Raw genomic sequence first — 21117 nt, forward strand, 5'->3', positions numbered from 1 at the left:
GTCCCGGGGGCGGTGAGGCTCACAGTGTGCGGCGTACTCCTGCCTGGCGTTCCAGGTTGCGGAGCTGCACCGAGAGGTCGCCCTCCACCGCCGTGTGGGCGGGGCCGCTGCGTCCGATGGGCAGGACCTCTTCGCTGCGCACGTCCTCCAGCAGCAACGCGAACGCGGCGTACGTGGCGACGAGCGCCACGAGGATGCCGAGCCCCCCGGACGTGTACCGGAGCCATTCGGCTCCCGTCAGCCCGGACAGACCGGTGGCGGCCCAGCGCGGCAACGAGGCCACGATCACGAACCACAGGGCCCGCTTGGGCCGGGTGACGGCGGCCATCAGGGCCCCGAAGCACAGGAGCGCCAGGTTGAAGACACCCAGCACACGGGTCCCGCCGGGCGCGCCGGTGCCGAGGACCAGGGCGTAGGCCAGCCAGGAGGCCGCGAAGGTTCCCATGAGGGTCGCCGCGATCACGTCCCGGGCCCCGAACGCCAGGGAGCTCACGAGGAGCTGGAGGAAGAAGGCGGGCAGCACGCACAGGGCGACGGCCCTGCGGTCCGCCGCTCCGAGGACGTCGAGTTGCAGGCAGGCCGTCATCACGGAGGCGATCGCGACGGTGAAGAAGCCCAGTGGCATCGGTGAGGCGATGGGACGGAGATTGATCCGGGTCATCGACCGGAGATCCGCTTCGAAGCGGCGCCCCGGGGGCGGGTCCGGGGAGGGGTCCGGCTCCGCGCCGGCTGCGGTGGTCATACGAGGGATTCCCTTGGTCAGTGGAGGAAGCAGGGGTCGAGGAAGGGCGGCGGGGCGTCGGGGGTGAGGCCGCGCGCGACGCGCCACAGGCGGTGGTCGTCGGACTCGGCCACGGCGTCGGCCATCAGGTCGGCCTGGGCCGCTCCGGCGGACCGGTAGCCGCCGAAGTGGGCCACCGGGCTCCAGAGCGGCCGGACCGGCGGGACGGCCTCGTCGAGCCCCTCGTACTCCGCCGCCGCGTGGACGATCCGGCCGCCGACGACGGTGAGCACCGACTCGATGTCCGGGATGACGGCCTCGGGCACCGTCAGGTAGTCGTCCGAGAGGATCGCCAGATCGCCGTAGAAGCCCTCCCGGAGGATGCCCTTGACGTCCTGCTCCCCGGTCAGCTGTGCCCCGCCGCGGGTGTAGAGACCGAGAGCGGTCTCCCGGTCGACGAGGTTCTCGGCCGGGTACAGCGCCGTTCCGCCGACGGTGCGGCCGGTCACCAGCCAGTGCAGGGCGACCCACGGGTTGTACGAGGAGACACGGGTGGCGTCCGTGCCCGCCGCGACGGTCAGCCCGCGGTCGAGCATGGCCCGCACCGGCGGGGCGTGGGCGGTGGCCTCCGCTCCGTAGCGGTCGAGGAAGGCGGTCCCCTGGAAGGACATCCTGTTCTGCACGGACAGGGCGCCGCCGAGGGCCGCGATCCGGTCCAGGCTGTGTGCCGAGACGGTCTCGGCGTGGTCGAAGAGCCAGCAGTTGCCGCCGGGGAACAGCCCTTCGGCGGCGAGCTTCTCGAAGACGTCCAGATCGCGGCGGATCGTCTCGTCGTAGGTCGCGTGGAGCCGGAACCCCCAGCCGTTCTCCATCAGCAGGCGGACCGCCTGCTCGAACTCCGCCTCGTAGTCCCCGGAGAGCTCGGGACGGGGCTCGGAGAAGTTCTCGAAGTCGGCGGCGGCCCAGGTCAGGTTCTCCCCGGCGCCGTTGAGGCGGAGCCACTCGTCACCGTCCCCGGGGCTGACCGTCCCGGTCCAGCGCCTGAGGTCGGCGAGCTCCTGCCCGGCGGTCTGCGGGAACAGGTGATAGGCGATCCGCAGCGAGAGTTCCCCCGACCTCGCCAGGTCGATGACGGTGGCGTAGTCGTCGGGGAAGTTCTGGAAACCGCCGGCGGCGTCGACGGCCGACGTCAGGCCGAAGCGGTTGAGCTCGCGCAGGAAGTGGCGGGTGGACGTCCGCTTGTCCGCCTCGTCCAGGGCGGGCGCCTTGGCCAGGGTGGAGTACAGGAGGAGGGCGCTCGGAGCCGCGAGAAGGACCCCCGTCGGCTTCCCGTCCCGGCCCCGGACGATCTGTCCGCCGCGCGGGTCGGGGGTCTCCCGGGTGTAGCCGGCCGCCCGTACGGCGGCCCGGTTCATCAGCGCGGACTGGTAGAGGTGCAGGACGAAGACGGGGGTGTCGGGTGCGGCGGCGTTCAGCTCCGCCACGGTCGGCATCCGGCGTTCGGCGAACTGCTCGGCGCTCCACCCGCCCACGACGCGGATCCACTGGCCCCTGGGAGTGCGGCCCGCCTGCTCGCGCAGCATGGCCAGGGCCTGGCGGAGGCTGCGTACGCCGTCCCAGCGGAGTTCGAGGACGTAGTTCAGACCGCCGCGGATGACATGGAGGTGCGAGTCGTTGAGCCCCGGGATCACCCGCCGGCCGAGGGCGTCGAGGACCTGGGTCGCCGGGCCCACCAGGCCCGCCAGTGACCGGTCGTCGCCGACGCCCACCACCCGGCCGTCCCGGATGGCGACGGCCCGGGCGTCGGGACGCCCCGGATCCCCGGTGAAGACCTTCGCGTTGCGGACCAGGAGATCCGCCGGGGCCCGGCCGTCGGGGTGCCGGGCGGGGAGGATCCCCGCCACGGGCATGCTCGTCCCGCCGGTCACGCCAGGGCCTTGCGCAGGGTGCTGATCGCGAGCCCGATCGCCACCTCGGCGGCCGGTGTGCCGCGCAGCGTGTTCAGCATGACGAAGTCGTGGATGGTGCCCAGCGCACGCACGGCGGTGACCTCGACCCCCGCCTCCCGGAGCTTCGCGGCGTAGGCCTCGCCCTCGTCGCGCAGGACGTCGGCCTCGGCGGTGACCACCAGGGCCGGCGGCAGACCGGTCAGCTGGTCCAGGGAAGCGCGCAGGGGCGAGGCGGTGATCCGCGCCCGCTCGGACTCCTCCGTCGTGTACTGGTCCCAGAACCAGCGCATGGCGTCCCGGCGCAGGAAGTAGCCCTCGGCGAACGTCCCGTACGACTCGGTGTCGAAGGAGGCGTCGGTGACCGGGTAGAAGAGCACCTGGTGGGCGAGGCGCACATCGCCGCGCTCCTTGGCCATGAGGGTGAGGGCGGCGCTCATGTTCCCGCCGACCGAGTCGCCCGCGACGGCCAGGCGCTGCCCGTCCAGGCCCTTGTGGTGCCCTTCGGCGGTGATCCAGCGGGCCACCGCGTAGTTCTGCTCGATGGCGACCGGGTAGCGGGCCTCGGGCGAGAGGTCGTACTCGGGGAAGACCACGGCCGCCCCCGTCCCGACCGCGAGTTCGCGCACCAGCCGGTCGTGGGTGTGGGCGTTGCCGAAGACCCAGCCCGCACCGTGGATGTAGAGGATCACGGGCAGGGGGCCCGTGGTGTCGCGGGGCCGGACGATCCGGGCGCGGACGGTGCCGGTGGGACCGCCCTGGACGGTGATCCACTCCTCGTCCACCTCGGGCAGCGGGACGCCCTCACCGCTCTGGACGTCGTCGACGGCCTTGCGGCCGTCCGCCGGGGGGATCTGGTAGAGGAACGGGGGCCGGGCGGTGGCGTCGGCGAACGCCTGGGCGGCGGGGTCGAGTACGGGACGGTCGGGCACGGAGGAACTCCTTCGGAGAGGAACGCTGGGAAAGGGCTCGGGGAGGGCGGCGGGCTCAGGCGAGGAAGTCGAGCAGCGCGGAGTTGACCTCGTCGGCGTGGGTCCAGAGCAGACCGTGCGGGCCGCCCGGCACGACCTTCAGCTCGGCTCCGGCGATGCTCTTCGAGAGCGGGATCGCGGTGGCCCCGATGGGCAGGGTGCGGTCGGCGTCGCCGTGGATGATCAGCGTGGGGACGTCGAAGGCGGGCAGATCCGCGCGGAAGTCGGTGAGCCAGGCCTGCACGCAGTCGAGGATCCCCTTGGCGGAGGCACCGGCGGCCACGTTCCAACTCGCCTGCACGGCCTGCTCGCTGATGCGCTCACCGCCCAGCACGTCCACGTTGTAGAAGTCGGCGAGGAAGTCGGTCATGAAGGCGAAGCGGTCGGCGACGATCGCCTCCTCGATCCCCTTGAACACGCCCGCGTCCACACCGGTCGGGTTGTCGTCCGTCCGGAGCAGGAAGGGCGGGACGACGCCGATCATGACGGCCTTGGCGACGCGGCCGGAGCCGTACGTGCCGAGGTAGCGGGTCACCTCGCCCGTGCCCATGGAGAAGCCGACCAGGACGACGTCCTCCAGATCGAGGGCGGTGAGCACCTCGTTCAGGTCGGAGGCGAAGGTGTCGTAGTCGTAGCCGTCGGAGGGCTGGTCGGACCGGCCGAACCCTCGGCGGTCGTAGGTGATGACCCGGTGGCCGGCGGCGAGCAGGGCGGCGGTCTGCCGCTCCCAGGACGCGCCGTTGAGCGGCCAGCCGTGGATCAGCACCACCGGCCGGCCGGTGCCGTGGTCCTCGTAGTACAGCTCGACGGGGGCGGAGTTGCCTTCGGCGACCTTGATGCGGGGCATGGTGTTCTCCTTCGTGAGGTGGTGGGTGGTGGGTGTGGAGCGGCCCTCAGGCGCGCACCAGGGGTGTGTCCACGAGGTGTTCGGCCAGGAACCACACCTGGGCCTCGCCGGTGCGGACGACCTGGGAGACGAGCAGGTCGTTGCTTCCCTCGTCGCCCTCGGCCGAGAGCCGGGCGGCGGCGTCGCGGGCGTCGGTCAGGACACGCTCGTGCGCGTCGAGAAGGCGCGACAGCATGACCGGCACCTTCTCGACGCCGTCGGGAGGCCGGGGGATGGAGGTCAGTTCCGCGACATGGCGCGGGTCTCCGACGGCCACGCCGCCCAGCGACTGGACCCGCTCGGCCAGCGCGTCCACGATGGCCAGCTGTTCGTCGGCGTGCTTGTCCAGCATCAGGTGGAGCGAGTAGAAGGTCGCCCCGCGCATGAGCCAGTGGTGCTTCTTGTAGAGGGAGTACAGGATCTGGGTGTCGGCGAGCAGGTGGTTCAGCCGCTGACAGGCGTAGAGCCGGGTGTCGTGGCCGAGTCCCACCGGGAGCTGCTTGAGCGTTCCGAAGGGCTGGGTCTCCTCGCCGGTCTGGTGCAGCAGGGGCTGCCCGCCGTCACGGCGGGGCTCGGTGGTGGGGGCTTGCATCGGTTGCTCCGAATTCAGGGCTCTGCCGGGCGTCCGGCAGCACGGATCGGGTGAAGGGCCCCCGTCGGCGCGGGCCGTGGGGGAGGGCGCACCGCGCGGGCGGGCGCCGGCCGGCGCTCAGCGCCGCACGGCCGCCGACGGGGCCGGGGCACGGTGCAGCACGAGCCGGGCGAGCAGCCCGCTGCCGGCACCGGCCGCCAGGACCACGGCCGTCCACCACAGGGGGAAAGGCGTGAGGCCGATGGCCGCGTCGAGGGACCAGGCGCCCGGGCCGGTGGCGGCGAGGGCGACGGCGGCGCCGATGAGCACGAGCGGGTACTCGTACCCGTCGTTCTGCACCCACAGGCCGTTGCGCCACTTCACGGTGGCGGCGACCGTCATGACGCCGACGGTGCCGGTCGCGGCGAGCGGGGTGAGGAGGCCCGTGGCGAGCAGCAGTCCCGAACCGATCTGGCCGCCGCCCGCCGCGAGTGCGGTGAGGACACCTCCCCGGAAGCCGTCGGACCGGAACTCCTCGGTGCCGCCTTCGAGTCCACGGCCGCCCAGGTGGAAGCTCACCTTCTGGACCCCGTGCCCGGCGACGAGCAGCCCCACCAGCAGACGCAGGATCAGAATGCCGCTGTCCACGTACGTCAGCCGGCCGCGTGCTCGCCGATGACGGCCTGCGCGTACACGACGCCCAGGCCGTACGCGCCCGCGTGCTCCTTGACGATGTCCATCACGGCGCCGTACGTCTCCTGGCGTGCCCAGTCGCGCTGCAGTTCCAGGAGGACCTGGACCCAGGTCACCGGGACGGCGCCCGCGGCGGTCATCCGCTGGAGGGCGTGCTCGTGGGCGGCCGGGCTGACGCCGCCGGAGGCGTCGGAGACGACGTACACCTCGTAACCCTGCTCCAGGGCGGAGAGCGCGGGCAGGACCAGGCAGACCTCGGTCCACAGACCCGACAGGACGATCTTCCTGCGGCCGGTCGCCCTGACGGCCGCGACCAGCGCCTCGTCCTCCCAGGCGTTCATGGACGTACGGTCGACGATCTCGCTGTCGGGGAAGACCTCGGCGAGCTGCGGGAGCAGCGGTCCTGAGAAGGACTCGGCGGCGACCGTCGTCAGGACGGTGGGCACGTCGAACGCCCGAGCCGCCTTGGCGAGCCCCACGGTGCTGTTGATGATCGCGACACGGTCGCCGCTGCCGGTGCCGAAGAACATCTGCGGCTGGTGGTCCACGAAGAGCATGACCGCGTTGTCGGGCGTGATCAGGTCCGCGCTCGGAGCGGCTGTCACCTGGGTGATGTCGAACATGAGGAAGTCCTCTCGGAACGGACGGAGATGCCTGCCGCCGTCTGCTCACGGCCCGGCACGGACCGAAGCTATGACCGGTCCCGCCCGCCGGTGTTTCTCCCCGTGCCCGGGGGCTAGCACCTCAGCGCACGGCCGACCGGGACGCCCTCGGTGTCCGGGCCGTGGACACCGCCCCTGCGGACACCCTCTTGTCAGTATTTTTTATGATCATTCTTCTGAGGTGGATCGTCCCGGCGCAGGTGCCGCGATCACGAGTACGGGAGGCACGGGATGGGCGAGCAGGTGGCGTTCGGGGCGCTGCTGCGGGAACTGCGACTGGCCGGATCGCTGACGATCGAGGGACTCTCCGAAGCCTCGGGCATCAGCGTCCGGGGCATCGGGGACCTGGAACGCGACCGGAGGGCCGCGCCGCAGCGCCGTACGGTCGCCGCTCTCGCGGACGGGCTGGCCCTCGACGCACCGGAGCGGGAACGGCTGCTGGCCGCCGCGCGCGCCGGCCGGAGTTCGGCCTACCGGCCGGTGGGGGTGCGCTCCTTCCCGCGCAGTGTCGACGATTTCACCGGCCGTGAAAGGGAGTTGGCCCTGCTCGACGGGCTGGCCGGGGAATCACGGGAACGGCCGGTCGTGGTGTCCGTCTCCGGCACACCCGGCGCCGGGAAGACGACGCTGGCGCTGCACGCCGCGAGGCGTTCGGCGGACGACTTCCCGGACGGTCAGCTGCTGGTGGACCTCCGGGGCACGCACGACTCCCCGCCCGGACCGGCCGAACTGTTCGTCACCGTGCTGAAGGCGCTGGGCACTCCGGACCGCGAGCTCTCCAAGGCCGGACCGCAGGGGCACGCGGCGCTCTACCGGGAGGTGCTCGCCGAACGGCGGCTGCTGCTCATCCTGGACAACGTCCTCGACGAGGCACAGGTGCGCCCGTTGCTGCCGGGGGCGGGCTCGGTCCTGACCGTGATGACGAGCCGCCGCATGCTCACCGGACTGGAGGGCGTGCACAGGCTGTGGCTGGGACAGCTCGGTCCGGACGACGCCGGCACCCTGCTGGCGTCGATCGCCGGGACCGAGCGCGCGGCGGCCGAACCGGCCGCGCTGGCCGAGGTCGCCGAACGCTGCGGATACCTGCCGCTGGCCCTCCGGGTCGCGGGGAACCTGCTGGCCACCCGGACCGGGTGGACCGTGCGCCGGCTCGCGGAGCGACTGGCGCAGGAGGACCGGCGCCTCGACGTGCTGTCGGCGGGCGACGTACGGGTGGAGGCGGCCTTCGACCTGTCGTACCGGCAGCTGACGCCGGGGGCGGCGCGGATGTTCCGGCTGCTGCCCCTGGTGCCGGGACCGGACACCGGAGCCGCGTGCGCGGCCATGCTGACCGGCCAGGGGGTGTTCGACGCCGAGGACACCCTGGAGGAACTCGTCGAAGCGGGGCTGCTGGGCGCGGAGGGAAGCCGCTACCGGCTGCACGATCTGCTGCACCTCTACGCCCGGGCCCGGCTGGGCGAGGACGAGCCGGCCGACGCCGTGGACCGGTCGCGGAACACGTTGTACCGCTGGCTGCTGGGGACGGCGGTCGTGGCCGGCCGTTGGTACGACCCCGACCACGGCGCCCCGCCGGAGTCCTGGCGGGACATCGTCGACCTGTCGAGCGCCCAGCGCGCCAGGGAATGGCTCCAGGCGGAGGGGGTCAACTGGCTCACCGCGCTCCGGGCCGCCTCGGAGGAGGGCCGTCACGCCACGGTGGTGGAGGTCGCCGAGGCGCTGCACTGGTTCTCCGACCAGTGGATCTTCTGGGGCCACTGGGGCGAGGTCTTCGGCCTGGCGGTCGCCTCCGCCGAGGTGCTCGGGGAGCCCGTGGCGGAGGCCACCCAGCTGAACTATCTGGCCTGGGCGAGGCTGCTGGCCGAGGCCCGCCCCCGGGAGAGCCTGGCCGTGTCGGCCCGTGCCCTGGAGGTGGCGGAACGGGCGGACGACCTGGTGCAGCAGGGCTGGTCCCACCACTACAGCGCCTGGGCCCATCGGCTGCTGGACGAGATCGACGAGGCCTTCCGCCACACCGACGAGGCGACCGAGCTGTTCGTCCGCGCCGACGACGTCCACGGGATACTTCAGGTGCTGCTGCACCGGGCCCTCCTCTTCGAGTGCGAGGGACGGGCGCAGGACGCCATCGACGCCTCGCGGAAGACCCTGGAGGTCCTCGAGGAGAACGTCGACCGGATCGAACCGCACGTCGCCGTCTTCACCAGGTTCGGAGCGCAGCAGAGCATGGGGTCCGCGCTGGTCCGCCTGGAGCGCTGGGAGGACGCCGTGAAGCAGTTCGGTACGGCGCTCGCCATCTCGCGGGAGATGGGGAACACCGGGGTCGAGAGCCGCGTCCTGGTGAAACTCGGCGACGCCCTGCGGGCCGCGGGCCGTCCCGACGAGGCACGCGACTGCTTCGAGAGCTGCGTGGGCCTCGGCCCGGACGCCGATCCGCAGCGGGTGACCGTGGCGCGCGAGCGGCTGGCCCTGCTCGACGCCCCGGGGTGACCACGGGGTTCCTGCCCGGGGCCTCGCCTGTTGCTGCCTGTTTCTGCCTGTCTTCTGCCTGGAGGCGCCGGGTTCCCGCTGGTTGTCTGTTCATGGGTGGGGAAGGGCGGATCCGATGCCGCCGGGCCAGAGCACCGTGTGGAGATGCAGCCGGGTGAGCCATATTTCGCTGACAGGGACGACGTCCCTGCTGACGTCCCGCGACGAAGGAACAGGACGGTGGTACGCCGCCCTCGAAGACGTGCTGGGGGCGGTGCACGTCACCACCGGGGGGCGGGAGGACGGGCACGGACGGTCGCGCACCACCCAGGTGGGGTTCGTGCGGGTGTGTGACCTGGAGGCGGGGGCCCACGGTGTCGGCCGGACCCGGGGGCACATCGACGGCGACCCCGAACCCTTCGTCGCCTTCGCCGTCCAGGAGCGCGGCACCGCGGTCCTCGGGCAGGCGGGCCGGACGGTCACCGCCGGACCGGGAGAGCTGCTCCTGTGGGATGCGGCAGCCCCGTACACCCTGGACCACCCGACAGCCTTCGCGGCTCGGATCGTCCGTCTGCCGCGGCGCGTCCTGGTGGTGCGGGACGCCGGTCCGCGGGCGGGCGGCGCTGTCGTCCGGACCACGGAAGGGCTCGGGCTCGCCCTGAAGGCCCTCCTGGACACCCTGGTCACAGCCGGCGGTCCGCGCTCGGCGGCGACGGCGGACCTGTCCGCCGAGAGCGTCGCGAACCTGTACTGCGCCCTCGTCGCCGAGCGCGAGCAGCCCTCGGGGAGCGGCGGTGCGGACATCACCCTCGACCCCCGGCGGCATCTGCTCGCCAGGATCCGCGCCCATATCGACGAGCACCTCGCCGAGCCGGACCTCTCACCGGTCACCGTGGCCCGGGCGCACCACATCTCCGTGCGGTATCTGCACCGGCTCTTCGAGGCCGAGGGCATCACGGTGGCGCGCTTGATCCGGCAGCGGCGGCTGGAGCGGTGCGCGCGCGAGCTGGCACGCCGGAGCGCGTCGCCCCCGACCGTCTCCTCCATCGCCCAGCGATGGGGGTTCGTCAATCCGGCGCACTTCAGCCGGACGTTCCGCGCCGTCCACGGTCACTCCCCCGTGGAATGGCGGGCCCTTCGCGCCTCGGCAGGCCAGGACCCCACCGCCCTCCTGGGGGTGGGGTCCTGGACCTGACCGGCCGGTGCCTCAGACCTGGGCCGGCGCCTTCGCCGGGGAGTCACCCGAGCCGGAGCCCGGTCCTGAGCCGGAGCCCGGGTCCGAACCGGCCGCGGGGGCGCCACCGGTGGCCGCGACCGTCGAGGCGGCAGACTCCTGGGAGACGTTGAACTCCGTCAGCAGCGCCTTGCTGAAGCCGAAGAAGTACGTCGCCACGAAGCCCGCGACATAGCCGACGAGCAGACCGCCCGCGTAGATGGCGATCGTGGATCCCAGACCGTGGTTGCCGTCCAGCAGCGGGAACAGCGCCCAGCCGGACGGGCCGATGGCCGTGGAGCCGACCGAGTCGCCGAGCTGGTTGAACAGGCCCACGAAGCCACCGCCGAACGCGCCGCCCACACAGGCCGTGATGAACGGGCGGCCCAGCGGGAGCGAGACGCCGTAGATCAGGGGCTCGCCGACGCCCAGCAGACCCGCCGGCATCGCGGACCTGATGGTCTTGCGGATCGACTCGTTGCGGGGGAGACGGAGGTAGACCGCGGCCGCCGCGCCGACCTGGCCGGCACCGGCCATCGCGAGGATCGGGAGCAGGACCGTGAAGCCCTGCTGCTCGATCAGCGTCGTGTGGATCGGGATCAGGGCCTGGTGCAGGCCCAGCATCACCAGGGGCAGGAAGAAGCCGCCGAGCAGGAAGCCCGCGCCCGCGCCGCCCGTGGAGAGCAGCCAGTCGGCGAACGTACCGATGGCGGAGGAGACCTCACCGGCCACGTACATCAGGCCGAAGATCGTGACGAGGCCGGAGATCAGGACGGTCAGGGTCGGCGTGACCAGGACGTCCAGGGCCTCCGGCACCCAGCGGCGGCACCACTTCTCGACGTACACCGCGAGGACCGCCGCGCCGAGGGCGCCGAGGACGCCGCCCTGGCCCGGGGCGAGCTTCTGGCCGAAGGCGTCGATGTTCGCGACGCCCGGGAAGACGATGATCGCCGCGACCGCGCCGCCGAGGATCGGCGTACCGCCGAACTCCTTCGCCGTGTTGTAGCCGACGAAGACCGCGATCAGCGCCATGAAGCCGGACGCCATCGCCGCCAGGGCCGGGGTGACCGAGGTCAGCCAGCCGAGGTTCACCAGGAGGCCGTTGAGGCCGGCGATGATGCCGCAGCCGATCAGGGCCGGGATCAGCGGGACGAAGATGTTCGCGATCTTGCGCAGGAACAGCTTGAACGGGGTGGCGTTCTTCGCCTTCTGCTGCGCCTTGAGGGCCGCGCCCTTGTCGGCCAGCTCCTCGGCCGTGTGGACGGGCGCGGGGGCCTCGGCCGTCCGGCCCTCCTCGACCAGCTGCTCGAACTCCGGGGTGACCCGGGCGACCGTGCCCGGACCGAGGACGATCTGGTACGTGTCGTCGTCGACCACGCCCATCACGGCGGGGAGCGCCTTGAGGGCGTCGTCGTCGACGAGGGAACGGTCGTGCAGACCCAGCCGGAGCCGGGTCATGCAGTGGGCGATCGAGCTGACGTTCGCGGCGCCACCGACAAGCGGCAGGATCGCGGCGGCAGTGGCGCGGTTCTTGTCTTCAGTAGCCATGGTGCGTGGTGCCTTGCTGTGCGGGGAGTGGTGCGTCAGGTGGTGCGGACGGCCGCGAGGGCGGCGCGGAGGTGACCGTCGGAGTCGGCCAGGAGCGTGGCGGCGGTGGGGCCGTCGACCCCGCCGAGGATGGTGAGGATGGCGTTCTTCACCTCGCCGTCGGTGGCGGCGAGCGCGGCCTCGATCTCCTCGTCACCGGCGCCGGTGGCGAGGGAGACGATCCGGCGGGAGCGGGCGCGCAGCTTCTCGTTGGAAGCGCGCACGTCGACCATGAGATTCCCGTACGTCTTGCCGAGCCGGATCATCGTGATCGTCGAGATCATGTTCAGGACGAGCTTCTGCGCCGTGCCCGCCTTGAGACGGGTGGAGCCGGTGAGCAGCTCGGGGCCGACGACGATCTCCAGGCCGTGCTCGGCGGCGGCGGCGAGCGCCGAGTCCGCGTTGCAGGAGAGGCCCAGGGTGAGCGCGCCCTTGGAGCGGGCGTGCTCGACGGCGCCGATGGCGTACGGAGTGCGGCCGGAGGCGGAGATCCCGACCACCGTGTCGTCGGCGGTGAGAGCCAGGGCGTCCAGGTCGGCGGCGGCCAGCTCCTTGCTGTCCTCGGCGCCCTCGACGGCCTTGACCATGGCGGACGGGCCGCCCGCGATCAGGCCGATGACCTCGGACGGGTCGGTGTTGAAGGTGGGCGGGCACTCGCTGGCGTCGAGCACACCGAGACGGCCGGCGGTGCCGGCACCCGCGTAGATCAGCCGGCCGCCGCGCGCCATGCGCTCGGCGGTGGCGTCGATCGCGGCGGCGATCTGCGGGAGCTTCTCGGCCACGGCCGCGGGGACCGTGGCGTCCTCGCCGTTCATGATGCGGGCTATCTCCCGCGTCGGCAGCTGGTCGATCTCGGCGAGCTCCGGCCGGAACGCCTCGGTGGTGAGGGTGGCGAGCTGCGCGCGGAGTTCGCCGTAGCCGCCGGGAGCGGCTTCGTCGGCGTTCGCGTCGGTGGTGGAGGTCATGGACAGCGCTCTGCTTTCTCGTGCTCGTACGGTTCGCGGGTGCGGGTGCGGGTGCTGGTGCGGGTGCTGGTGCGGGGGTCAGCGGCTGCGCGGGGTGTGGCGGTGGGCGAGCGCCTCGTACGAGGCGGACAGGGCGGGGGCGGCCGTCTCGTACGTCCGCTGGGCGACCCCTATGAAGAGGCAGTCGACGACGAGGAGCTGGCTGGTGCGGCTCGACATGGCGGCGGGCCGCAGCTCGCTCTCCCGGGCCGTGGACGTGGTCAGCACATGGTCGGCGTACTGCGAGACCGGGCCGTCCGGGCGGCCGGTGATCGCGATCGTCGTCGCGCCCCGGTCGAAGGCGACCCGGAGCGGCTCTATGACGTCGCCCGTGGAGCCGGAGTGGGTGATCGCGATGGCCACGTCGCCGGAGCGGAGCTGCACCGCGTTGGTCACGGCGAGGTGCGGGTCCATGTGGGCGTGGGCTATCAGGCCGATCCGGAGGAGCTTCTGCGCCAGGTCCTGGCCGACGAGGGAGGACGCGCCGACACCGTAGATGTCGACGCGGCGGGCGGTCGCGGCGGCGGCCACGGCGGCGCCGAGCTGCACCGTGTCGAGACCGGCGGCGGTGTCGGCGAGGGTCTGCTGCTCGTCGTAGGCCAGCTTCGTGACGACGTCCCCGATGGGGTCGTCGACCGCGATGTCGGCGGTGACGGCGGGCGCCCGGCCCGACTGCTGGTGGGCGGCGAGGCCGGCGAGCGCGAGGCGCAGGTCGCGGTAGCCCGGGTACCCGAGGAGGCGGGCGGTGCGGACGACGGTCGCCTCGCTCGTGCCCGTGAGCTCGGCGAGACCGGTGACGGTGAGGGCGGCACACCCGGCGGGGTCCCCCGCGACCGCCTCGGCGACCCGCTGCATGGAACGGGTCATGGACGGGGCGAGCGTCCGCACCTTGGCCGCGAGCGCCGCGGGGGCGGGCGGGGAGTCCGCGTTGAAACTTTCCTTCACGTCATGGGTCACATTTGAAAGATATTTTCACCGGCGAATCCCGTCAACCCCCCTTTGGTCCCTACCTCTGAAGGATCAAGGCCGGGCGGGTGGACGGGCGGGGGACAATGGGGCCATGGAGTTGAACAGCCTGGAACAGGAGCTGCACACCGCACGTGCGCTGGTGATGGCCGACCTCGTCGCGGGCGACGTGGCCGAGGCCGGAATCGTCTCGATGGTCGAGGACGCGGTGGCCCACCGTCGGTGGTGGGTCGAGCAGTGGCCCGAAGGCGTGTCCTTCGTCACGGGGCTCGTGGCACAGGACGTCCAGGACGCTCTTCTCGAACAGTACGGGCGCTGGCCGCTGTGCCCGGTGTGCACGGGGGAAGGACCGCACGCCCTGGACGTCGAGCCGGAGCTCGGACCCGACCCGCACTGGGTCTGCACCAAGGCGACGGTGTCCGTCGCCCCGGTCGGGTCGCTCGCCGAGGTGCTCGGCCGGTGACCGTCTACATCGACCCGCCGACCTGGCCGGGACACGGCCGTATGTGGTCGCACCTGGTCAGCGACGTGTCGTTCGAGGAACTGCACGCCTTCGCCGCCACGATCGGCTGCCCGCCCCGCGCCTTCGAGCGCGACCACTACGACGTGCCCGAGGCGCGTTACGCGGACGCGGTGCGCGCCGGGGCGCGGGAGGTCGGGTCGAAGGAGATCGTGCGCCGGCTCACGGACGCGGGGCTGCGGCGGCCGAAGGGGCGGCCTGCTCCGGGATGACGTGGGCCGGAGCGCCCGTGGCGACCCGCCGGGACGGCGTACCGCCCCCGCGCAGCCGCATCGACACCGTCACGGCCACCAGGCCGACCAGCAGCATCGCGGCGCCCGCCCAGGCCGTGGCCCGGAAGCCGAAGTCCGCGTCGATGACCGCACCGCCCAGCCAGGGCCCGCTCGTGTTGCCCAGGTTGAACGCGGCCGTGGTCGTCGCCCCCGCGAGCGTCGGGGCCACCCCCGCGACGTTGAACATCCGGGCGTTGAGCGCCGGGGCCGTGTAGAACGCGGAGAGGCCCAGCAGGAACGCCAGGAGGACGACGGCGACCTGGTTCGACGCGAAGAGCGCCAGCGCCACCAGGAAGACCGTCGAGGCGCTGATGCCGCTCAGCAGCACACCGAAGAGGTGCGCGTCCGCGACCCGGCCGCCGATCGTCGTACCGATCAGCGCACCGACCCCGAACAGCGCGAGGACCCACGGCACCCAGCCCGAGCTGAGCCCCGCCACGTCCGTCAGCAGCGGCGCGAGATAGCTGAACGCGCAGAACACCCCGCCCGCCGCAAGGGCCGTGATCACGATGGACAGCCACACCTGCCGGTCCCTGTAGATCGCCACTTCCCGCTTGAGCTGCGGCTTCTCGTCCGGCAGCGGAATGCGCGGGATACGGGTGACGACACCGACCAGCGCCACGGCGGACGCGGCGCCCACCGCCCAGAACGCCGAGCGCCAGCCGAAGCTCTCCCCGAGGAAGGCGCCCAGCGGCACCCCCAGCACATTGGCGATCGACAGCCCGCCGATCATCACGGCCATCGCCCTGGCCCGCGCGTTCACCGGAACCATCGCGATGGCGACGGCCGCGCCGACCGCCCAGAAGCCGGCGCACGCCAGCGCGCTCACCACCCGGGAGACGAACAACACGTCGTACGTCGGCGCCAGCGCGCCCGCGACCTGGCCCAGCCCGAAGACCGAGATGAGCGCGATCAGCGTCGTACGCCGGGGAAGTCGCAGCGTGGCGACGGCGAGCAGCGGGGCACCGACCACCATGCCGATCGCGAAGGCGGATATGAGGAGTCCGGCCTTCGGTATGGACACGTCCATGTCGTCGGCGATGGGCGGCAGCAGCCCGGACAGCATGAACTCGCTGGTACCGAGGGCGAACACGGAGAGGCCGAGGATGTAGACGGCCATCGGCATGCGGGCGCGGCTGGAAGCAGAGTCGGGCATGACAGTGGCCAACAGTCCTTTCGTCCCTGACATTCCCCGCCGTACCCGCGTCTCAGTGGGTGAGCAGCTCCAGCTCCGTCGTCAGGTTCTGCCGTGCCCTCGGCTCCCACTCGGCCGCCCCGTGCGGCGTACGGAACAGCCGGGGCAGCTCCAGCAGCTGCCGCAGGACGGCCGCCCTGCCCTCGCGGAACGCCTCGTCCGGGACGAAGCCGTACTCCTCCCGCACCTGCGCCGCGTACGCCGCGTACTCCTTGGGGGCCGCCGCCAGGATCGCGAGGTCCGCGTCGCACAGCACCTCGCCGTTGGTGTCGCCGGCCGCCGGATCGTGCGTGACGGTGAGCCGGACCAGCCGGGCGACCTCGGCCGTCGCGGCGTCGGGGAGACCGGCCTCGGGCAGGGCGCGCTCGGCGAGGGCGGCGCTGCGCTCCTCGTTCTCGGAGCGGTCGGGGCGGTAGACCGCGTCGTGGAACCAGACGGCGAGGCGCACCAGGTCCGGGTCGGCGGCGTGGCCGGCCAGGGTGTCGACGCGGTCCAGGACCTGGGTGAGGTGGGCGGTGGTGTGGTAGCGCCGCTGGGGTTCGGCCCAGCGTTCCAGGAGGTTGTCGGCGTACGGCAGCGGGTCGGGGCCCGGCCCGCCGGCCCGGGCGCCGAGGAGGGCGTCCTGCCAGCGGGCGCGGAGGGTGGTGGCGTCGGTCATGGGGTGACTGTAGGGCCGGCGGCCCCTCCGTCGGGCGGGCCCGCCGCTCAGTGGCCGGGCGCCGTGTCCAGGGCCAGGGCCGCGTACGTCGCCAGCCAGTGGTCCGAGGAGAAGTCCCCGGAGGAGACCGTCGGCAGACCGCGCGCGAGGTGCGCCTCGGCCGAGGCCAGCAGCGCGGTGCGGCCCGGGCCCTCCGGGAGCGCGCCGGCGATCGTACGGAGGGCGGCGGCCCGGCTCAGGGTGAGCCCGAGGAGGTGGCCGATCTGGGGGTCGGCGTGGTCGGAGACCACCGGCGGTTCGAGCAGCGTGGAGCCGGGTGCGGCGGAGACCAGGTCCGGCAGGAACCCGGCGATCCAGGTGCGGAACCCGGCCACCGGCAGCACCCGCCGCATCGCGTCCGCCTCGACCAGCGCGGGGGAGAGGAAGTCCTGGCCGGAGGGCTCCCAGTGGGCGGGGGCGTCGTGGTCGTCGGTGAACCAGGTCCGCAGCCGGTCCGCCGCCGCGTCGAGGACCGGCTGCGGAAGACCGGCCGCCGGGCCCGCGTCGAGGATCAGGCCCAGGCCGAACGCGCTGTTGTTGTGGACGCCGTGCCGGACCGGGTAGGTCGCCTTGGGCAGCCAGCCGCCGAGCAGGTCGCCGACCGCGGCCACACCGGGGGCCAGGGCGTCGGCCCAGCGGTCGCCGTCGGGCGTGCCGAGGGCGCGGCACTCCCCGGCGAGCGCGACCAGCCAGGCCCAGCCGTAGGGGCGCTCGAAGTGCGTCCTGCCGCGCAGGTAGGACGCCTCGACGTCGATGTTCTCGCGGGTCAGGTGCGTGTCGAGCACCTCGCGGATCCGGGTGGTGAGGGTGGCCGGAAGGTCGCCGGTGGTGGAGAAGCGGCGCACGATGCGGACCAGCAGCCAGTGCATGTGCACCGTGGAGTGCCAGTCGTAGCCCCCGTAGAACGCGGGGTGCAGCGTGCGGGGCGGGACGAGCTCCTCGGGTCCGGCGTAGAGGTGGGCGGGCGCGTTGGGGTATTCGCGTACGACGTTGGCGAGGGCCAGCTCCGCGAAGGGGACGGCGTACGCGGCGGGGAGCGCGGGGGACATCGGGGTCACTCCAGAGGGGTGGTTCGGGTCGGGAGGCACAGCGGGGCGTGAGGGCTCGGCCGGGTCAGAAGGCGAAGAGGGCCATGATCACCACGTTGCAGACCAGCAGGGCCGCCGCCGTGGGGAGCTGGGCCTTGATCGGGCCGTACTGGTCCTTGAGTTCGAGGAGCGCCGCGGGGACCAGGTTGAAGTTGGCCGCCATCGGCGTGACGAGCGTGCCGCAGAAGCCGCACAGCATGCCGATCGCGAGGACGGCGGGGGCGTTGCCGTGCATCTGCTCGATGAGGACGGGCCAGCCGATCGCGGCGGTCATCACCGGGAACGCGGCGAAGGCATTGCCCATGACGATGGTGAACAGCGCCATGCCGCAGCAGTAGACGGCCACGGCCACGAACTTCTGGCCGTCCGGCAGCACCGCCTCCGTGATCCTGCCGACCTGCTCCCCGACACCGGCGGTCTGGAAGATCGACCCGAGGACGGAGAGCAGCTGCGGCAGGAGCAGCGCCCAGCCCATCGATTCGAGCATGTTCCGGCCGGAGTGCAGCGGGACGGAGACCTTCCGCTCCCGCAGGAGCAGCATGCCCACGACCAGCGCGGCGATGGCGCCGACGCCCAGACCGAGGATGGTCTCGGACCCCGGCTCCAGGACCGGTTCGCCACCGATCCGCCAGTTCTTCACGAGCGTCGCGCAGATCATCGCGACCACAGGGATGGTGAGGGCCGGAAGGAACAGCTTGTTGCCGAAGCGGGCGGCCGAGGCCGCGCGCTTCTCGCGGGGCGGCGTGTGCGTCTCGCCCTTGCCGGTGAGGCCGAAGCCGCCCAGGACGATGAGGACCAGGACCGCGACGCCCAGGGGCTCGGCGGGGAGGGACTTGTCGACGACTCCGGTGGAGTAGAAGAAGGCCGCGCCCAGCAGGCCCCAGAAGCCGGCGGAGCCGAAGCGCTTGGGGTTGGTGCGGTCCACGGCCATCTGCGCGGCCATGACGAGGAACACCGCGCCGACCAGCCAGAAGAAGTACTCGGACTTGATCACTTGGCGTCCTCCGTCCGGAGCCCGGCGTGTGCCGTCAGGTCGTTCTCGGCTGCGGCGACGGCAAGTTCGCGCTCCAGCTGCCGGTCCAGGTTGAGCAGCCTGGCCCCGTGGATCAGGAAGGCGCAGATCGCGGAGGGGATCGCCCACATGGCCAGGTGCAGGGGTTCGAGGTGCTGGTCGTACGTGGAGTTCACGAAGCCGGTGATCAGCAGGATCGACCCGATGGCGAGGAAGCAGTCCTCGCCGAAGAACACGCCGATGGTGTCGGCGCCGGACGCGTGCGAGCGGACCTTCTCGCGCAGCTTCTGCGGCAGGGGGCCGCCCGCCTTGGTCTCGGCGGCGGCCTCGGCCATCGGGGCGATCAGCGGCCGCACACTCTGCGCGGGGCCGCCGATGCTGGTGAGGCCGACGGCGGCCGTGAGCTGCCGGATCAGCAGGTAGAGCGTCAGGAACCGGCCGGTGGTCAGCTTGCCCAGCTTGCCGATGAGCGCCCGGGCCTGCTCCTGGAGCCCGTAGCGCTCCAGCAGCCCGATGACGGGCAGCGTGATGACGAAGACCGTCACGGAACGCGCGGAGGCGAAGCTCTCCCCGAAGGAGGCCAGCACCTCCTGCGGGGACATCTTGCCGAGCAGTCCCGTGACGATGCCGGCGACACCCACGACGAGGAGGGGATTGCGGCGGGTGGCGAATCCGAGGATCACCACGAGCACGCCGAGGAGAACGATCACGCGTCGGCCTTCTTCCGCGCAGGACGTGGCGGTGCACGGTCCTGACCAGACGGGGGTAGTAGGCGAGACCTTAGGGTCTTGTTCAACAATCCCACAAGGGTGTGGGCTGCATGGATCGGAATCGGCAGTTCCGAAGCGCCGGGTGAAGGATGATGTGTCCGCATATGCCTTGATTCAAGGTCACATGCAGACCCCTCGGGGGCGGAGAGGGTGAGCGCGGATCGGGGAACGATCCGGGTCAGCGCTCGGTGAGCCGTTGCGCGTACGCCTCCGCCAGCTGGCGCCGGGAGTCCTCCAGGTAGAAGGCGAGCATCCGCTCCGCGCCGGCCGCGTCCCCCTTGGTCAGTCTGTCCGTGATCTCCCGGTTCCGGGTGAGATAGGGCTCGTGGAAGCGGCGGGGGTCGGCCATCACGTGGAAGGCGAGCCGCAGTTCGGCGAGGACGTTGCGCATCAGCTCGTCGGTGCGGGCGCTGTTCGCCAGGCCGGCCAGCGCCTGGTGGAAGCGGATGTTGGCGGTGGAGCAGGCGGGCCAGTCGTCCCGCAGCGCGGCCTGCTCGCCCGACGACACCGCCGCCTCGACCGCCGTCAGGTCGAACGGGGGCTCGCCCAGGGCGCGCAGGGCCGCGCACTCGACGAGGAGCCGCACCCGGTAGATGTCGACCAGGTCGTCCACGGCCAGGATGCGGACGAACACGCCCCGGTTGAGCCGGTGCTCCAGCAGGCGCTCGTGCGACAGCAGCCGGAACGCCTCGCGCAGGGTGTTGCGGGACACGGCCAGGGCGCCGCTGATGCTCTCCTCGGACAGCCGGCTGCCCGGCGGGAAGTAGCCCTCGGTGATCCGGTCCCGCAGGACGACGGCGACCCGCTCGGCCGTGCCGGAACGCTTCAGGGAGGAGCTGTGCGCCGCCAGTTCCGAGAGATCCGGTGCGCCGCCGCCGTTCGCCCCGCCGGCCGTCGTCCCCGCCATGCCCCGCCCCTTGCCTGGTGTTCCGTCAGCTGTGTTCAGTTGTGTCCGGTGTTTCAGTGTGTCAGTGAACCGTACGGGGGTCTCGGGCGGTGGGCAGGCTCTTGTCAGATTGTTGAACAATCGCTAGCGTGCGCCCGTGACGGATCTGATGAGTGCGACGCGCACGGTGCGGCCGATGGACCTCAACGCGGACCTGGGCGAAGGGTTCGGACGCTGGACCCTCACCGAGGACGAGGCGCTGCTGACCTGCGTCACCAGCGCCAACGTGGCCTGCGGCTTCCACGCCGGGGACGCCTCCGTGATGCGGCGGGTCTGCGACACGGCGGCGGAGCGCGGCGTACGCATCGGCGCGCAGGTCTCCTACCGCGACCTGGCCGGATTCGGGCGGCGCTCCATGGACGTACCGGCGGCCGAGCTGACCGCCGAGATCGCCTACCAGATCGGTGCCCTGCGGGTCTTCGCGGAGGCGGCCGGCTCCACCGTCTCGTACGTGAAACCGCACGGCGCCCTCTACAACCGGGTCGTCCGGGACGACGAGCAGGCCGCCGCCGTCGTCGCGGGCGTGCTGCTCGCGGGCGGCCGGCCGGCGGTGCTCGGGCTGCCCGGGTCGCGGCTGCTCGCCCACGCGGAGGCCGCGGGCCTGACCGCCGTCGAGGAGGCCTTCGCCGATCGCGCGTACACCCCGCACGGCACGCTCGTGCCACGGGGCGAGACCGGCGCCGTGGTGCACGACGCGGACGAGGTCGTACGGCGCAGTGTCGGCCTGGCCGTCGACGGCGCCGTGACCGGGGTGGACGGCAGCCGGATAGCGGTCGCCGCCCGGTCGCTGTGCGTCCACGGGGACACCCCCGGCGCCGCCGCGCTCGCCCGGCGGGTGCGGACGGCGCTGGAAGAGGCGGGCGTCAGCGTGCGGGCGTTCGCGTGAGCGCCGGCCGGGCGGGCACCGACAGCGGGACGCGCACGGTCACCGACC

Annotated in this window: 21 protein-coding genes; 5 read left to right on the forward strand and 16 right to left on the reverse strand. The window is 72.5% G+C overall.

Translation table 11 applies throughout. The annotated features are described in order from the left end of the window. Nucleotides 1–19 precede the first annotated feature (19 nt). From ACZ607_RS21970 to ACZ607_RS22000, 7 genes are all read right to left on the reverse strand, one after another. On the reverse strand, nucleotides 20–742 hold the full coding sequence (locus ACZ607_RS21970) for a GPR1/FUN34/YaaH family transporter (RefSeq protein WP_469736998.1): 723 nt from the start codon (nucleotides 740–742) through the stop codon (nucleotides 20–22). A gap of 17 nt (nucleotides 743–759) precedes the next feature. Next, on the reverse strand, nucleotides 760–2631 hold the full coding sequence (locus tag ACZ607_RS21975) for an amidohydrolase (protein WP_469737721.1): 1872 nt from the start codon (nucleotides 2629–2631) through the stop codon (nucleotides 760–762). 14 nt (nucleotides 2632–2645) lie between these two features. Further along, entirely contained in the window at nucleotides 2646–3599 is a 954-nt protein-coding gene (locus ACZ607_RS21980) for an alpha/beta hydrolase (protein WP_469737000.1), read from the reverse strand. A 55-nt stretch (nucleotides 3600–3654) separates the two neighbouring features. Next, nucleotides 3655–4485 (reverse strand): alpha/beta fold hydrolase, encoded by an 831-nt coding sequence (locus ACZ607_RS21985; protein WP_469737002.1) that lies wholly within the window; start codon nucleotides 4483–4485, stop codon nucleotides 3655–3657. Nucleotides 4486–4531: 46 nt separating this feature from the next. Further along, nucleotides 4532–5116, reverse strand: a complete 585-nt coding sequence (locus ACZ607_RS21990; RefSeq protein WP_469737003.1) for a Dps family protein — start codon at nucleotides 5114–5116, stop codon at nucleotides 4532–4534. Between the two features lie 117 nt (nucleotides 5117–5233). Next, the gene (locus ACZ607_RS21995; RefSeq protein WP_469737005.1) at nucleotides 5234–5743 is read right to left on the reverse strand and encodes a DoxX family protein; all 510 of its coding nucleotides are present in this window, start codon (nucleotides 5741–5743) and stop codon (nucleotides 5234–5236) included. A gap of 5 nt (nucleotides 5744–5748) precedes the next feature. Continuing rightward, nucleotides 5749–6411, reverse strand: a complete 663-nt coding sequence (locus tag ACZ607_RS22000; protein WP_469737007.1) for a hydrolase — start codon at nucleotides 6409–6411, stop codon at nucleotides 5749–5751. A 270-nt stretch (nucleotides 6412–6681) separates the two neighbouring features. Between ACZ607_RS22000 and ACZ607_RS22005 the strand changes: the two genes are divergently transcribed. Further along, nucleotides 6682–8934 carry an ATP-binding protein gene (locus tag ACZ607_RS22005; protein WP_469737009.1) on the forward strand — a complete coding sequence of 751 codons (2253 nt, stop codon included), beginning with the start codon at nucleotides 6682–6684 and terminating at the stop codon, nucleotides 8932–8934. 154 nt (nucleotides 8935–9088) lie between these two features. Beyond that, the gene (locus ACZ607_RS22010; protein ID WP_469737011.1) at nucleotides 9089–10108 is read left to right on the forward strand and encodes a helix-turn-helix domain-containing protein; all 1020 of its coding nucleotides are present in this window, start codon (nucleotides 9089–9091) and stop codon (nucleotides 10106–10108) included. Nucleotides 10109–10120: 12 nt separating this feature from the next. Here ACZ607_RS22010 and ACZ607_RS22015 read toward each other — a convergent pair whose 3' ends face one another. From ACZ607_RS22015 to ACZ607_RS22025, 3 genes are all read right to left on the reverse strand, one after another. Next, nucleotides 10121–11674: a PTS transporter subunit EIIC gene (locus tag ACZ607_RS22015; protein ID WP_469737013.1), complete on the reverse strand. Its 1554-nt coding sequence runs from the start codon at nucleotides 11672–11674 to the stop codon at nucleotides 10121–10123. A gap of 35 nt (nucleotides 11675–11709) precedes the next feature. After that, on the reverse strand, nucleotides 11710–12678 hold the full coding sequence (murQ, locus tag ACZ607_RS22020) for an N-acetylmuramic acid 6-phosphate etherase (protein ID WP_469737015.1): 969 nt from the start codon (nucleotides 12676–12678) through the stop codon (nucleotides 11710–11712). A gap of 78 nt (nucleotides 12679–12756) precedes the next feature. Continuing rightward, nucleotides 12757–13674: a MurR/RpiR family transcriptional regulator gene (locus ACZ607_RS22025; protein ID WP_469737017.1), complete on the reverse strand. Its 918-nt coding sequence runs from the start codon at nucleotides 13672–13674 to the stop codon at nucleotides 12757–12759. 103 nt (nucleotides 13675–13777) lie between these two features. Between ACZ607_RS22025 and ACZ607_RS22030 the strand changes: the two genes are divergently transcribed. Next, nucleotides 13778–14146 carry a hypothetical protein gene (locus ACZ607_RS22030; protein ID WP_469737019.1) on the forward strand — a complete coding sequence of 123 codons (369 nt, stop codon included), beginning with the start codon at nucleotides 13778–13780 and terminating at the stop codon, nucleotides 14144–14146. Continuing rightward, nucleotides 14143–14415 (forward strand): DUF4031 domain-containing protein, encoded by a 273-nt coding sequence (locus ACZ607_RS22035; protein WP_404070923.1) that lies wholly within the window; start codon nucleotides 14143–14145, stop codon nucleotides 14413–14415. The genes ACZ607_RS22030 and ACZ607_RS22035 overlap by 4 nt, the downstream gene beginning before the upstream one ends. Here ACZ607_RS22035 and ACZ607_RS22040 read toward each other — a convergent pair. From ACZ607_RS22040 to ACZ607_RS22065, 6 genes are all read right to left on the reverse strand, one after another. Next, a complete protein-coding gene (locus ACZ607_RS22040; protein WP_469737723.1) occupies nucleotides 14366–15601 on the reverse strand; it encodes a Cmx/CmrA family chloramphenicol efflux MFS transporter in 1236 nt (411 codons plus the stop codon). The two genes, ACZ607_RS22035 and ACZ607_RS22040, sit on opposite strands and share 50 nt — an antisense overlap. 82 nt (nucleotides 15602–15683) lie before the next feature. Beyond that, a complete protein-coding gene (locus tag ACZ607_RS22045; RefSeq protein ID WP_469737021.1) occupies nucleotides 15684–16328 on the reverse strand; it encodes an HD domain-containing protein in 645 nt (214 codons plus the stop codon). A 47-nt stretch (nucleotides 16329–16375) separates the two neighbouring features. Continuing rightward, the gene (locus ACZ607_RS22050) at nucleotides 16376–17416 is read right to left on the reverse strand and encodes a DUF2891 domain-containing protein (RefSeq protein WP_469737023.1); all 1041 of its coding nucleotides are present in this window, start codon (nucleotides 17414–17416) and stop codon (nucleotides 16376–16378) included. A gap of 64 nt (nucleotides 17417–17480) precedes the next feature. Then, on the reverse strand, nucleotides 17481–18449 hold the full coding sequence (locus ACZ607_RS22055) for a DUF979 domain-containing protein (RefSeq protein ID WP_469737024.1): 969 nt from the start codon (nucleotides 18447–18449) through the stop codon (nucleotides 17481–17483). After that, nucleotides 18446–19177, reverse strand: a complete 732-nt coding sequence (locus ACZ607_RS22060) for a DUF969 domain-containing protein (RefSeq protein ID WP_469737026.1) — start codon at nucleotides 19175–19177, stop codon at nucleotides 18446–18448. Before ACZ607_RS22060 ends, ACZ607_RS22055 begins: the two co-directional genes overlap by 4 nt. A gap of 238 nt (nucleotides 19178–19415) precedes the next feature. Beyond that, nucleotides 19416–20144, reverse strand: coding sequence for a GntR family transcriptional regulator (locus ACZ607_RS22065; protein WP_469737028.1), 729 nt, complete (start codon nucleotides 20142–20144; stop codon nucleotides 19416–19418). A 175-nt stretch (nucleotides 20145–20319) separates the two neighbouring features. On the opposite strand from ACZ607_RS22065, the gene ACZ607_RS22070 reads away from it, so the two are divergent. Next, a complete protein-coding gene (locus ACZ607_RS22070; RefSeq protein WP_469737725.1) occupies nucleotides 20320–21069 on the forward strand; it encodes a LamB/YcsF family protein in 750 nt (249 codons plus the stop codon). Nucleotides 21070–21117 lie beyond the last annotated feature (48 nt).

Source organism: Streptomyces sp. NPDC104381 (assembly GCF_055583745.1).

Coding starts and splice junctions, on each gene's coding strand:
- ACZ607_RS21970 (WP_469736998.1), bottom strand. CDS start 742: ATGACCACCGCAGCCGGCGCGGAGCCGGACCCCTCCCCGGACCCGCCC.
- ACZ607_RS21975 (WP_469737721.1), bottom strand. CDS start 2,631: ATGCCCGTGGCGGGGATCCTCCCCGCCCGGCACCCCGACGGCCGGGCC.
- ACZ607_RS21985 (WP_469737002.1), bottom strand. CDS start 4,485: ATGCCCCGCATCAAGGTCGCCGAAGGCAACTCCGCCCCCGTCGAGCTG.
- ACZ607_RS21990 (WP_469737003.1), bottom strand. CDS start 5,116: ATGCAAGCCCCCACCACCGAGCCCCGCCGTGACGGCGGGCAGCCCCTG.
- ACZ607_RS22000 (WP_469737007.1), bottom strand. CDS start 6,411: ATGTTCGACATCACCCAGGTGACAGCCGCTCCGAGCGCGGACCTGATC.
- ACZ607_RS22005 (WP_469737009.1), top strand. CDS start 6,682: ATGGGCGAGCAGGTGGCGTTCGGGGCGCTGCTGCGGGAACTGCGACTG.
- ACZ607_RS22015 (WP_469737013.1), bottom strand. CDS start 11,674: ATGGCTACTGAAGACAAGAACCGCGCCACTGCCGCCGCGATCCTGCCG.
- murQ (WP_469737015.1), bottom strand. CDS start 12,678: ATGACCTCCACCACCGACGCGAACGCCGACGAAGCCGCTCCCGGCGGC.
- ACZ607_RS22030 (WP_469737019.1), top strand. CDS start 13,778: ATGGAGTTGAACAGCCTGGAACAGGAGCTGCACACCGCACGTGCGCTG.
- ACZ607_RS22040 (WP_469737723.1), bottom strand. CDS start 15,601: ATGCCGATGGCCGTCTACATCCTCGGCCTCTCCGTGTTCGCCCTCGGT.
- ACZ607_RS22045 (WP_469737021.1), bottom strand. CDS start 16,328: ATGACCGACGCCACCACCCTCCGCGCCCGCTGGCAGGACGCCCTCCTC.
- ACZ607_RS22050 (WP_469737023.1), bottom strand. CDS start 17,416: ATGTCCCCCGCGCTCCCCGCCGCGTACGCCGTCCCCTTCGCGGAGCTG.
- ACZ607_RS22065 (WP_469737028.1), bottom strand. CDS start 20,144: ATGGCGGGGACGACGGCCGGCGGGGCGAACGGCGGCGGCGCACCGGAT.
- ACZ607_RS22070 (WP_469737725.1), top strand. CDS start 20,320: ATGGACCTCAACGCGGACCTGGGCGAAGGGTTCGGACGCTGGACCCTC.